11 protein-coding genes are annotated in these 13,318 nt (G+C 53.3%); 1 reads left to right on the forward strand and 10 read right to left on the reverse strand.

Going from position 1 to position 13,318, the window contains the following annotated elements:
- Window positions 1–17: 17 nt before the first annotated feature.
- The 10 genes from AKG43_RS00435 to gloA form a co-directional block, all read right to left on the reverse strand.
- Window positions 18–1,337 (reverse strand): short-chain fatty acid transporter, encoded by a 1,320-nt coding sequence (locus AKG43_RS00435; RefSeq protein ID WP_054598605.1) that lies wholly within the window; start codon window positions 1,335–1,337, stop codon window positions 18–20.
- 321 nt (window positions 1,338–1,658) lie between these two features.
- Window positions 1,659–2,687, reverse strand: a complete 1,029-nt coding sequence (locus AKG43_RS00440) for an SUMF1/EgtB/PvdO family nonheme iron enzyme (RefSeq protein ID WP_054598606.1) — start codon at window positions 2,685–2,687, stop codon at window positions 1,659–1,661.
- A gap of 170 nt (window positions 2,688–2,857) precedes the next feature.
- Window positions 2,858–4,582: an arylsulfatase gene (locus AKG43_RS00445; protein ID WP_054598607.1), complete on the reverse strand. Its 1,725-nt coding sequence runs from the start codon at window positions 4,580–4,582 to the stop codon at window positions 2,858–2,860.
- Window positions 4,583–4,829: 247 nt separating this feature from the next.
- Entirely contained in the window at window positions 4,830–5,177 is a 348-nt protein-coding gene (locus AKG43_RS00450; protein ID WP_054598608.1) for a Rieske 2Fe-2S domain-containing protein, read from the reverse strand.
- Window positions 5,167–6,030, reverse strand: coding sequence for a dioxygenase (locus AKG43_RS00455; protein WP_054598609.1), 864 nt, complete (start codon window positions 6,028–6,030; stop codon window positions 5,167–5,169). The genes AKG43_RS00450 and AKG43_RS00455 overlap by 11 nt, the downstream gene beginning before the upstream one ends.
- Window positions 6,031–6,143: 113 nt before the next feature.
- Window positions 6,144–7,211, reverse strand: a complete 1,068-nt coding sequence (locus AKG43_RS00460; RefSeq protein WP_054598610.1) for a maleylacetate reductase — start codon at window positions 7,209–7,211, stop codon at window positions 6,144–6,146.
- A 198-nt stretch (window positions 7,212–7,409) separates the two neighbouring features.
- Window positions 7,410–8,879 (reverse strand): aldehyde dehydrogenase family protein, encoded by a 1,470-nt coding sequence (locus tag AKG43_RS00465; RefSeq protein ID WP_054598611.1) that lies wholly within the window; start codon window positions 8,877–8,879, stop codon window positions 7,410–7,412.
- 177 nt (window positions 8,880–9,056) lie between these two features.
- Complete coding sequence (locus tag AKG43_RS00470; protein WP_054598612.1) at window positions 9,057–10,061, reverse strand: hypothetical protein; 1,005 nt, start codon at window positions 10,059–10,061, stop codon at window positions 9,057–9,059.
- A 23-nt stretch (window positions 10,062–10,084) separates the two neighbouring features.
- Window positions 10,085–10,588, reverse strand: coding sequence for a hypothetical protein (locus tag AKG43_RS00475; protein WP_054598613.1), 504 nt, complete (start codon window positions 10,586–10,588; stop codon window positions 10,085–10,087).
- A gap of 496 nt (window positions 10,589–11,084) precedes the next feature.
- Complete coding sequence (gene gloA / locus AKG43_RS00480) at window positions 11,085–11,498, reverse strand: lactoylglutathione lyase (RefSeq protein WP_054598614.1); 414 nt, start codon at window positions 11,496–11,498, stop codon at window positions 11,085–11,087.
- Window positions 11,499–11,766: 268 nt separating this feature from the next.
- Between gloA and AKG43_RS00485 the strand changes: the two genes are divergently transcribed.
- On the forward strand, window positions 11,767–13,302 hold the full coding sequence (locus AKG43_RS00485; RefSeq protein ID WP_054598615.1) for a Re/Si-specific NAD(P)(+) transhydrogenase subunit alpha: 1,536 nt from the start codon (window positions 11,767–11,769) through the stop codon (window positions 13,300–13,302).
- The last annotated feature ends 16 nt before the right edge of the window (window positions 13,303–13,318 follow it).

Consider the following 13,318-nt stretch of genomic DNA (forward strand, 5'->3'; position numbering starts at 1 on the left):
TCAGAGTTTGCCCAGCTTCACAAAATAAAGGACATAACGGCGAATACGCCCATAATCCACAGCCCCGACAACACCAGCCACATCACGCAATAGCCCATGATGTCGCGTGCCGACAGGCCGGCCACGCCCAGCAGCGGTAAAGCCCAAAAAGGTTGGATCTGGTTGGTCCAAGCATCGCCCCACGCAAAAGCCATAATGGTTTGGGGCAAATCGGCTCCCAATGCTTTGGCCGCTTCCACCACTACCGGCCCCTGTATCGCCCATTGGCCGCCGCCGGAAGGAATAAAAATGTTGACCAATCCTGCCGATAAGAAGGTCATCACCGGAAAGTTGGCGGCATCAGATACCGATACGAACCATTGCGCCATCAGGTTGACCAAACCCGAATCGGTCATCATGCCCGCAATGCCGGCATAGAGCGGAAATTGGACGATAATGCCCTGAGTGGAAGATATGGCGGTTTTCGCCGCATCAAGAAAAGCGGCGGGCGAGCGGTGGAGCAGCAATGATGCCGCCAAAAACAGCATGATCACAATATTCAGATTAACGTCGAAACCTTTTTCGGCGAAATGTTTGCCTGCAAACAGCAGAGGCAGCACAGCCAGCAGCAGGTTAAACAGATAGCGCTGCTCCAGTTTTTCCGAAAAGAAACGCGGGTCGGAGTGTTGCGCCGCTTGGGTTTTTTCGGGCGTTTCTTGGTGCGTCTGCGCTACCGAAACAGGCTGTTTGGGCGGCGACACGAAAGCATACATCAACAGCAGCAAAACCAAAATGCCGGCGGAAATAAGCAGATTCCATGAAGAATACAGGGTTTGCGATACCGGTATCACGCCGAGTGTTTCTTGTAAAAAGTGTTTGGGTGTCGCCACCACCAGCGGAATGGCCGAAGAGGGGCCGCGTATGATTTCTGCGCTGTATGCCGCCGCAACCACCAGCGGAAAATGCAGCCCTTGCACTTTTCTGCCCATTTCTTTGGCTACCATCGCGCCGACTACCAAGCCGAAGCCCCAGTTCAGATAACATGCGGCAAACGATACCGTGCCGGTGAGCATCAGTGCCTGCCGGGGCGTTTTGGCGGCATCGGTGAGCTTGTCTAAAAAACGGTTTACCGCCGGTGTTAATGCCAATATGTATCCCAAAAGCAGCACCAGCACCATCTGCATACCGAAAGTGAAAAGCTTGGAAAAACCTTTGCCCCAGTAGTCGGCCATGTCAAAAAGGCTGTGGCCGCCTGCGGTAACGCCCGCTACCACAATCAAAACGGTCAGTATGATGGCGAGTAAAAAAGAATCGGGCAGGTAACGCTGCATTATTTTGCTTAAGAAATTGGCAATCATGGTTTCTCTCCTGCGCTGTTGCGACGGGGCGCGTAAGGCAAATAAACTTTATTTCTGTTACGGCGTTGCTGCGCCTTGCTATAGTTAAAACACTTAATTTTAGTAGCATTTCCGTCATGCTCGGGCTTGACCCGCGTATCTTGAGTTCCGCTAACTTTAGGAGATACTCGGGTCAAGCCCGAGTATGACGAACGTACTATTTTTAAGTTGAGCCACTATGGTGTCTGCGGCTTGCTGCCTTGTATCCAAAATAAGCTTATTTGCCGTATCTTTGTTTCAAAATTTATTTCAAACTCTTTCATTTCAGACGGCCTTTGGCGGTTAACGGACGGTTTTGACCGTGCGGAAGCCGACATGGCTGATGGCTAAGTCTTTTTCCTGCGGATGTCGGGCGGCGGCACGGTAGCGCATGCAGTAGTTTTCGGCGCATAAAAACGAGCCGCCTTTGATGGTGTAGCTGTTGAACGAATGCTGCATGTGGCCGGAATGAAGCTGGCCGATGCCCATATGGTCGTCGTGGTTGCCCGAAAAAGGCGTGCGCGTGTATTCCCATACGTTGCCGATGGTGTCGAACAGGCCGAAGCCGTTGGCAGGGTAGCAGCCGACGGGAGCGGCATCGGCATGGCCGTCTTTACCGAGGTTTTGATAGGGAAATTCGCCGTGCCAAGTGTTGGCGTCGATGTGCTCGCGGTCGGCGCTGATGTCGCGTTCTTTACTGAAGCCTTTGGCGGCGTATTCCCATTGCTCTTCGGTGGGCAGCTCGCGCCCGACCCATGCGGCGTAGGTTTGGGCATCTTTCAGCGTGATCATGCGCACGGGTTCGTTGGGGCGGATGCTGCGTTGTGCGTCAGGCCCCCACGGCTGTTTCCAGCTGGCACCTTTTACCAGCTTCCACCAGCCCAGCTCGGCCACGGCCTGGGTAGGTTGGATGAACACTGCGGCTTCGCCCTGCTGTTCGGCTTCGGTAACGTAGCCGGTGGCCTCCACAAAACTTTGGAATTGGGCGTTGGTTACTTCGGTGCGGTCTATCCAGAAATCGCCGACGGTTCTGCGGCGGTTTTTGAGTGCAAATTCTTCGGGATAATGATCTTCGCTGCCGATGTCGAAACTGCCGCCTTTGATTTTGACCATACCGGCATAGGGGTCTTGCTGCCATTTTTCGGGCAGGCCGGAATAGTTCAGACAGGCATCGGCGTTGCCCAAACCGGCCTTATCGGTGGCGGTATTTACGGCAGCAGCTTTATCCGAAGCAGGCGCATTCTGTGCGGTTTTGGGGGTGTTGGGCGAACAGGCTGCGGTTAGGGCGGCAGCAAGGCAAAGGATGAAACGGGTGTGCAGAGTGTACGGCATGGCGGCTCCTTATTCGTATCGCGGCAAAAAGCAGCGGTTGAGGCCGTCTGAAAAGCAAATGCCTGCCTGAAAGCGGCAGCCGTGTGTTTGGCTGCCGCCGGGCAAAAGGCTTGAAAAGCGTGACGGCACACTTTAGGCGGTGTTTTCAGACGGCCTGACAGCGTATCGGGTTAACCGCCCGATTTTTTCAGGAAGTCGGGTTGGATACATTCGGTGTAGAAGCAGTTCATTTGGCCGTATTTGTAGCGCACGGGTGCTTCCACCACGCCTACGCGGCGGGCATAGCGGTTCCATTCGCCCGCCAGCTCGCGCGTTTTTTGCGGATGGCGCGCGGAGAGATCGGTGCGGAACGACGGGTCGGTTTTACGGTTGTACAACGCCCATTTGCCGGTGCCGTAAGGCGGGGTTTGGTGCAGTGCCGCCCAATCGCCTCGGTAGAGTGCTTTGCGGTTGTTGAACTCCCAGCCCAAAGAGCGTTCGGGCAGCTTCTTGCCGGCGAACACGGGCAGGAACGAGCGGCCTTCCATGGCCAGCAGCTTGTTGCCTTGATACGAGGCGGGGCGTTTGGCTCCGGTCAGCTCCAACACCGTGGGCACGAAGTCGATAACGTGCAGGGTTTCGCTTTGAATCTGCCCGGCCTTGATCTTGCCGGGATAGCGGATAACGGCCGGCACATGGATGCCGCCGTCAGACAAAATGCTCTTGAAATAAGGCAGCGGTGTGGAGGCAACCTGCGCCCATTGCGGCCCCAATGTAACATACGAACCTTTTTTGCCCATATTGGCCATGCTGTTGTCGAAAGTGCTGTCCACCCATTCCCTGATGCCGTTTTTGTCTTCGGTGGTGCCGAGCGATTCGGGCGTGGCCGATTCGGCGCCGTTGTCCGACATAAACAGAATCAGAGTGTTGTCGAGTTCTCCCGTGGTGTTGAGATAATCAACAACGCGGCCGATGTTGTGGTCGAGGTTATCTACCATCGCCGCGTAAATCTGCATGGCTTTGGTTTGTTCCTGACGCTGCGCTTCGGTGAGACGGTTCCAAGACGAGAATACGCCTTCCAGCGGATTGTTGATCTGGGTTCCGGGCGGCATCACGCCTTTTTCAATCATTCGTGCAAGACGCTGTTTGCGTACCGCATCGTATCCTTCGCGGTAATGGTTGCGGTATTTCTCCAAAAACGCATCAGGTGCCTGTAACGGCCAATGCGGTGCGGTAAACGCGAGATAACCGAAGAACGGCTGGCCGGGTTTGCGGTCGTTTTTCAGGTAGGAAATCATCCTGTCGGTAAAGAAATCGCTTGAGAATTTAAAGTCGGCGGGCAGTACGGTTTCTTTGCCGTCTTCAAAATAACGGGCTTTGTAATTGCCGGGGAACATCTGGCTGGCATCCATATGCGCCGCCCCGCCCGGCATCAGGGTGAACGAACGGTCGAAGCCGCGCGCTTTGGGGTGGCTGTCGTCGGTTGCGCCCAAATGCCATTTTCCGGTAACAAACGAAGCATAACCGTGGTTTTTCAGAATTTCGGCAACCGTCATCACTCTGCCGTTCAGACGGCCTTCATAACCGGGTTTGCCTTTTTGCTCGGGCTGGAGGTATTCGGCCATCGTGCCGAAACCCGCCTGATGGTGGTCGTTGCCGGTGAGCAGCATCGAGCGGGTTACCGAACAGGTGGGGCCGGTGTAGAAATTGTTTAACACCGCGCCTTCTTTGGCGAGACGGTTGATGTTGGGCGTGGAAATTTCGCCGCCGAAAGGTTCGGTGTCGGAAAAGCCCAAATCGTCTGCCACGATAACCAGCACGTTGGGCGGCTGTTGGGCGGCAGGTTTGGCCGTGGCCGCAGATGTGCACAGCATGGCCGGCACGGATAAGGCCAAAATGATGGGTTTGATGTTCATGTTGTTTCTCCTCTGTGAAAAACAGGCCGTCTGAAAAAGTTATTTTTAGTTGTTTATTGTTTATGATGTTTTGTGGTGTTGTGCGGTTGAATGCGTTTGTTTGATGCTTGAAACGGGTTAACTTCGGGTATGGAAAACGTGTTGATTCAGTTATAGCGTGTGCGTCATGGCCGGGTTTGCCCCGGATATGACCTAAAATGGTATGACTGTAAATAAAGATAAAAATTCAAATAGTTAACGGTGAGTTTTAGGTTTGGCCGTGGGAAAGATAAACGGCTTGCTCGTCTTCCGATACGCTTTCCTGTATCAATGAATGGTTTTTACAGGGGCCGTCCACACACAGGCCGGTTTCGATATCGAACATGGCCGAATGGTGCGCGCACATGATGTAGCGGTTTTGGTAAGTGAAAAAACGGCCTTGGGCATTGTCGAGCTGGATGGAAAAATGCGGGCACACGTTGCGGTAGGCAAAGCAGCGCCCGTCTTTCCTGATCAACACGATGGTGATGTTCTGTTCAACGGGGTGGGGTACTTTGAACACCCCGCCGTTTTCGTCCAGCTCGGTTTGGCGGCAGAGAAAGGTTTTATCGCTCACGGCTCTCGTCTCCCGTTAGGATGAAATCGTATTCAATCAGCCGGTAATCTGTGTTCAGGCCGTAGCGTTCGCGGCTGGTGTCGTCGGCTTTTTCTTCGCTGTAACGCACAATCAGGCGGTCTTTCACGCCGAACACGGCATCGTTTTGCAGATATTCGTCGCCTTCGAGAAACAGGTGGGTAACCAAGCCTTGAAAACCGTCGGCCTCGATTTTGAAATGGATGTGCGCCGGCCGCCAAACGCTGCGCTTGGCATAAGCCATCAGCTTGCCCACCGTGCCGTCATCGGGAATCGGGTAACTTACCGGCAAAATGGTTTGGAAGGCATAGCTGCCGTCTTCTTGGCTGAGAAACACGCCGCGGAGGTTGTCGGTGCTTTGGTGCGGGTCTTGGCCGGAATACATGCCGTTTTCGGCGGTTTGCCAAACATCGATGCGCGCGCCCGCAACCGGATTGCCTTCGATGTCGGTGATTTTGCCGCGCACCAATAAAGGCGGAGCCGCCGCATCATCGGAAATGATGCTGCTGCCGAACGGCCTTATCGGCATATTGTCGATAAAGAACGGGCCGAACACGGTGGAAGGCGTTTGCACTTCGTTTTTTTCGTGCAGAATCTGATCGATCAGCATCGACACGCCCAATACGTCCGACAGCAAAATGTATTCCTGACGCTGCTCGTGGCAGAGCTTGCCGGTTTCGGTTAAGAAGCGGATGGCCTGCTCCCATTCCTGTTCGCTCGGTTCGGTTTCGCGCACATATTCGTGCAGTTTTTTGATGAAAGTGGTAATGAGAAAACGGTGCCGCTCGTTTTCAATGTTTTGAAAACTGCGGATAACCTGTTCGGTCAGATTCATGCGTTCCTCCTTGGTAGCTTATTGTTTTGTTTATTTTATTTAGTAGGCCGAAGGGATGCCCAAGCCGCCGAAAGCGTGCCTCGGGCAGGATGGAGGCCGTCTGAAAACAGTATTCAGGCGGGCGGGCGGCCTTCATGGGCTTTTTTCAATAAGTCGAGCAGCTCGTCGTAAACATACGGGCGCGGGTTGTAATAGGGGCTGTCGCACACGATACGGGCAACTTCTTCGGCTCCGTGTTCGGGAAAGCCGATGTCTTTCAACGCCATTGGAATGCCTAAAGACTGGTTGAGGCGGTAAAGCTCGGAACCGCATGCTTGCGGGTCGGCGATATCCAAGGCCGAGGCCAGGCGAGCCATTGCTTCATCGTCGGCTGAGCGGTTGTAATGCACCGAATAAGGCAGCATGATGGCATGGGCTTGGGCGTGGGGCAGATTGAACGTGCCGCCTAAGGTATGGCAGATTTTGTGGTGTACCGCCATGCCGACCGAACCCAAACAGATGCCTGCCAGCCATGCGCCGTAAAACGCCTGTTCGCGCGCCGTTTCGTCTTGAGGGTTTTGAACGATTTTAGGAAGCGCGTTTTTCAGAGAACGCACCGACTCTTCGGCCATCATGCTGATAATCGGGTTTTTGTTTTCCGCATAAAGGGCTTCAACCGCGTGAGCCATCGCATTCATGCCCGATGCGGCAGATATGGCGGCAGGCAGGGTAAAGGTCAGTTCGGGGTCGTAAATCACGGCTTTGGGCAAAACGCGGATATCTTTGCCGGTGGTTTTGCGGCCGTTGTCGGTCAGGCCGTAAACCGTGGTCATTTCGCTGCCTGCGTAAGTGGTCGGCACGGCCACTATGGGCACGCCCAGCTCCAAAGCCACGGCTTTGGCCAAGCCGATGGTGGAACCGCCGCCCAGCGCAATACAGCAGTCGATTTGGTGTTCGCGCACATAGGCCGAGGCTTTTTGAGCCACTTCCACCGGAACGTGCATCACGGCATGGGGGTAAACACCGGCGGCAATCTCGCCCAATGTTCCGGCCAGTTTTTCACCGGCGCTTTTTTGGTCGGGCGTGGTCATCACCAGCACATTACGGTAGCCGTAGCGGTCTAATATGCCGCGCAGTTCGCTGATGCGTCCTTTGCCGAAATACACATCCAGCGGCAAGGCTTGGTAATGGAAACGGTTCATAACAATTCCTTTGTATTCATGATATGCAGCTAAATCGCTTCACTTAACCGATTAAGTTGTGTCGCGCCGGTTCAGACAGGCATAAGCGGCGGGTAAGTGAAGCGTGATCCTGCTCTTGGAGGCAGTGTGGATATGAGGCAAGTGCGGCGGGCGGCTACCTGAAAGGGATTAGACTTGCCGCCCGAACGCTTTGCCTGCTTACTTGCGTCTGTCGAAGTGCGGCGGAATTTGCGCATCCACATTCACCCACACCGATTTGGCTTCGGTGTAGTCGTGAATGGCTTCAAAGCCCATTTCGCGACCGTATCCCGATTTGCCTACACCGCCGAAGGGGCTGCCGGGGTTAACGCGTTTGTAGCTGTTGATCCAGCACATGCCTGCGCGTATCTTGCGGGCAAACAAATGTGCGCGTTGCAGGTTTTTCGTCCACAAGCCGCTGCCTAAGCCATATTCGGTGCCGTTGGCGATTTCCAAAGCTTCTTCGTCGTTTTTGAAGCGCAGCACGGTAACAAACGGGCCGAACACTTCTTCTTGCGCCACACGGTCGGTAGGTTTGGCTTCCACCACGGTGGGCAAAACGTAGTAGCCGTTTTTCAACGCGGCATCTTCGGGTGCTTTGCCGCCGGTTAGGATTTTACCGCCCTGTTCGGTGGCGATTTCGGCATAGGAAAGCACTTTGTTGCGGTGCGATTCGGAAGTGAGCGGGCCCATTTCGGTTTCGGGGTTAAGCGGGTCGCCCAAGCGGATGGATTCGGCCAATTTCACGAATTTTTCCAAAAACTCGTCGGCGATGGATTCGTGCAGCATCAAGCGGGAACCGGCGATACAGGCTTGGCCTTGGTTGTGGAAAATCGCCCATGCCGAGCCGTTAACGGCAGCATCGATGTCGGCATCTTCAAACACGATGTTGGCACCTTTTCCGCCTAATTCCAGTTGCAGGCGTTTCAGGTTGCCGGCAGAGGCACGCACGATGCTCTGACCGGTTTGGGTGGAGCCGGTAAAGGCCACTTTGGCGATGTCTTCATGGTCGGCAATGCGTTGTCCGGCGGTGTTGCCGTATCCTGCAACGATATTGACCACGCCGTCGGGGAAACCTGCTTTCTGAATCAGTTCGGCAATTTTCAATGTGGAGAGCGGGGTGAGTTCAGAAGGTTTCATCACCACGGTGTTGCCCGCAGCCAAGGCCGGGCCGAGTTTCCATGAAGTAAACATCAGCGGGAAGTTCCAAGGTACGATTTGGCCGACCACGCCCACAGGTTCGCGCACAACGTAGTTTAAAAAGCCTTGTTCGACAGGAATAACCGAGCCTTGGATTTTGTCGGCCATGCCGCCGAAGTAGCGGAAGCAGGCAGCGGTACGGGGAACGTCCAAACGGCGCGAATCGCGGATCGGATGGCCTGTGTCAAGCGATTCGATTTGCGCCAATTCTTCGGCATGTTCTTCAATCAGGTCGGCCAGTTTCAACAGCAAACGTCCGCGCTCGGCGGCAGGTGTGGCTGCCCATGCGGGGAAGGCTTTTTTGGCGGCGGCCACGGCAATGTCCACATCTTCCGCTTCGGCGGCGGCGATTTTGGTAATCAATTCGCCGTTAGCAGGATTGAGCACATCAATGGTGCCGCTTTTTTGAGCGGGAACGAATTTGCCGTTGATAAATAATTCTGTATTCATTTAACAAGCCTTTCTTTGTTTTAAATGAAGAGTGGTTTTGTGTCCGGTGTGTTTATATGCGTTTCCGGCGGGTTGCACCGAATAGCGCCGCTCTTTTTTAAGAGCCGGGCGCGGTACGGTGCTTATCCGGAAAAGCCGGTGCGCTCGCGTCCGGCTTTTTCTATGATGGATTCGGGCTTAAAAAGCAACCGGATAAGGGGGCAATTCGCCTGATTCGTATTTTTGCGGAAGGTTGGGTGTGGCGTTTTCCCAAACCAGCAACATAGAACGTTTGGTCGAATAACCTTGGTGGCGGATATTGGCAGGCATGGCCGCAATGTCGCCGGCTTTCATAATCAGGCGGGCAATCGGTTTGCCGTCGTTTTTATCGGCGATATCCCAAGTGATTTCGTCGGAAAGCTGTAAAAACCACTCTACGCGGTCGTTACCGTGGAAAATCGGCAGAATGTATTCTTCGGTGGTCGGGCAGAAGAGGCTTTCTTTACATACCGAAGTAACCGAAGGGTTCCAAGTAACATCCGAGCGTGAAAGGTATTTGAACAGGTTGAAACCGCCCAATTGGCCTTCAAAGCCGGGTTCGCAATGGATTTCGGGTTCGTCTTGAACCACGTCTTGGAATTGGCGGTTTACCGGCAGATCGTCGCGCAACGGAGAATCGTCGGGCAGGCTGGGCATACGCTTGGTGGCAATACGGTAACGGTCGATGGCCGCTTCGTTGTTGCCTTCTTTGCGTCCGAATGCGCTGCCTGTTTCTTCGGGGGCGGCAAACGGGTCGAAGCTTTCGTTAACCCAGTCGTGCAGGATGGCTTTAAAAGTGGCCATAATCAGCGGGGTTTCGAAGTTTTCGATGTAATCCACACCGGCTTCTTTCAATACGCCGTTGAATGTGCCTGCATAAAGGTCTACGCTGCCGTAGTGGTTGCGGGTGCCGATAACATCGTCAAAGTTTACCCAGCCGTAAAAAAAGCCCCAAGCCACATCGCGCATCAAAGCACGCAGGAATGCATCTGCCGACATCAGGTGCGAATGGGTTTCGCCTTTTACGCTCCAAGTGATTTTGGCAAAGTATTCGTCACGCTCGAAAGTGAATTGACCCAAGCGGAATGTGCGGTAGCCGGTCAGCTCGTCGCGCTCGCCTGCCTGCACGCCGGCAGCCAGAAATTCTTCAAATTTTTTATCCATGTTTTTTCTCCTTCCGGGTGGGTTTATTGAATGCAGATGCTGTGCCATTTTTCGACCGACAGCGGGCCTTTGATGGTTTGGATTAAGATCACGCCGGGTTTGGCGGCTTCGAAACGGTAGGCGCTGCCGGCGGGCAAAATGGCCTGATGACCCTGCTTCAGAATGGCGTGTCCCATTTTTTTGCCTTGCGGGTTATCGCCGGCCAAGCGGGTGCCTTCTTCGGCTTCGTCAACCAAGGGCTGGTCGAGCTTGATATAATCAACGCGGATTTCGCCGTCCATCACAATCACGAATTCATCGTGCGAGGCGGTAAACCAAGGCGACGTACCTTCTGCTTTCAATGATTCGATAACGAATTTCAAATTCATGCCGACTACGCTTTTTTCGTAGGGGGCGGATTGCGAGGCAACTTCAAAAATATTGGAAAAAGCATAATTGCTTGCTTCTCCGCTGATCAGTTGGATAGAACCTTTTTCGTAATCGTTCAAACTGCCGAATCGGGTTGCTTTCGCTTGATTATTCTCCATGGCTGTATCTCCAGTTAGTTTGATTTCATTTCTGCATCAATGCGCTAATGCAGTTGGATGTCAAAATACAATGAAACCCGGCAAACAACAATTCGGCAATTGCCGACATGACTGTTCGTTAAATGAAAGCAATCTCAGAACAATGCGCAGCGGTAAACATTCGTTAGGCCGTCTGAAAACAGATTCAAATCTGTTCGCAAACAGTTATTATTTTGACTGTCGGAAACATATATTTCAGTATTGCTTGTGTGTGCATATAGTCAGTCCACTTAACTTTTATTATGGCGTTTACTGTGGCGTTGCTGAGCCTTGGCTAAAAGAGAACGATGGTGTAAGCCGCTAAAGCGGTAATGGAATCGGTTTGGTACTCCCTGTGCCGGCTTCGGCTTGCTGCCCTGTATTAAAATTAAGTGGATTGACTATGAACATAAAAAAACCGCTCACGATTTTCGGAAGCGGTTTTTTATGTTTATGTGAAATGCGTTGGCGGCAGATATCATGCGCGGTATTGCACAGTATCTTGACCGCTGCCTTTTTGAATAAACTCGATTTTGTAGCCGTCGGGATCTTCAACAAAAGCAATCACCGTTGTGCCGTGTTTCATTGGGCCGGCTTCGCGGACAACTTTTCCGCCTTTGGCGCGCACCGCATCGCATGCGGCATAGGCGTCGTCCACTTCGATGGCGATATGGCCGTAGGCATTGCCTAAATCGTAGCTTTCCGTATCCCAGTTGTGGGTAAGCTCAAGCACGGTGGTATCGGATTCTTCGCCGTAGCCCACAAAGGCCAAGGTAAATTTACCGTCGGGATAGTCTTTTTTTCGTAAGAGTTTCATGCCTAAAACGTCTTGATAAAATGCTAACGATTTATCGAGGTTGCCGACGCGGAGCATGATATGGAGCATTCTCATGGTGGTTCCTTAGTGTATAGGGAAACCGCAGATGCGGTGGGAATGTCTATTTTAACATAAGCCTGTTTTATCCTGCTGGCAGCAAAGGTTTGATGCGTATTGAAAGAGCGTTTTTTCAGACGGCCTTATTGATAAACGCGTATTGCGGCCATGAAAGATTGTTAACATTCTTTGGTTGTCTTTGTGCTTGAAATTCGTTATAAAGAGACTGTTAATTTATATTTAATCGTATTTTTAATGTGACTAACGTGTTTATGAGGAAAATGAGATGAGGATTGGTATTCCGAAGGAATCTCTGCCCGGTGAAACCCGTGTTGCGTGTACCCCTGCAACCGTAACCCAGCTGCAAAAACTGGGTTTCGAAGTTGTGGTGGAGCGCGGCGCAGGTTTGGCGGCAAGTTTGGATGATGCGGCATACGAAGCCGCAGGTGCGGTTGTAGCGGATGCGGCGGAAGTGTGGGCATGCCCGCTGATTTATAAAGTCAACGCACCTTCTGAAAGCGAAGCAGGCCGTCTGAACGCGGGGCAAACGCTGGTGAGCTTCTTATGGCCGGCACAAAATCCCGAGTTGGTGCAAAAGCTTACCGATAAAAAAGTGAACGTGCTGGCGATGGATATGGTGCCGCGTATTTCGCGCGCGCAGGCATTGGATGCGCTGTCTTCTATGGCGAACATCAGCGGCTACCGTGCCGTAATTGAGGCAGCAAATGCGTTCGGCCGTTTCTTTACCGGCCAGATTACCGCTGCGGGTAAAGTGCCGCCGGCGCAAGTGCTGGTGATTGGCGCGGGCGTGGCCGGTTTGGCGGCGATTGGTACGGCAAACTCGTTGGGCGCGGTGGTTAAAGCGTTCGACACCCGTTTGGAAGTGGCCGAACAAATCGAATCAATGGGCGGCCAATTCCTGAAGCTCGATTTCCCGCAAGAAGCGGGCGGCAGCGGCGACGGTTACGCCAAAGTGATGAGCGAAGAGTTTATCGCGGCGGAAATGAAACTGTTTGCCGAGCAAGCCCGACAAGTGGACATCATCATCACGACGGCGGCCATTCCGGGCAAACCTGCGCCGAAGTTGATTACCAAAGAAATGGTGGAAAGCATGAAGCCGGGTTCGGTGATTGTCGATTTGGCGGCGGCTACCGGCGGCAACTGCGAATTGACCAAACCGGGCGAGCTGTTCGTTACCGATAATGGCGTGAAAATCATCGGCTACACCGATATGGCCAACCGTTTGGCCGGCCAGTCCTCACAGCTTTACGCCACCAACCTTGTGAACCTGAGCAAACTGTTAAGCCCGAATAAAGACGGCGAAATTACGCTTGATTTCGAAGATGTGATTATCCGCAACATGACCGTTACGCGCGACGGCGAAATCACTTTCCCGCCGCCCGCGATTCAAGTGTCCGCCGCGCCGCAACAGCAAGCGCAGGCCGCACCTGTGGCGAAACCCGAGCCGAAACCCGTTCCTACATGGAAAAAACTGGCTCCGGCGGTGATCGGTGCGGTATTGGTATTGTGGATGGGTGCCGTAGCTCCGGCCGAATTCTTAAACCACTTTATCGTGTTCGTACTGGCTTGCGTGATCGGCTATTACGTGGTGTGGAACGTGAGCCACTCGCTACACACGCCGCTGATGTCGGTAACCAATGCCATTTCCGGCATTATCGTAGTGGGCGCATTGCTGCAAATCGGGCAGGGCAACGGCGTGGTGTCGTTCCTCGCCTTTATTGCCGTGCTGATTGCCAGCATCAATATTTTCGGCGGTTTCTACGTTACCCGCCGTATGTTGAATATGTTTAGAAAAGGATAGGTTTAAAGCCTGTCTG

It is taken from the genome of Neisseria sp. 74A18 (assembly GCF_001308005.1).
Taxonomy (GTDB): domain Bacteria; phylum Pseudomonadota; class Gammaproteobacteria; order Burkholderiales; family Neisseriaceae; genus Neisseria; species Neisseria dumasiana.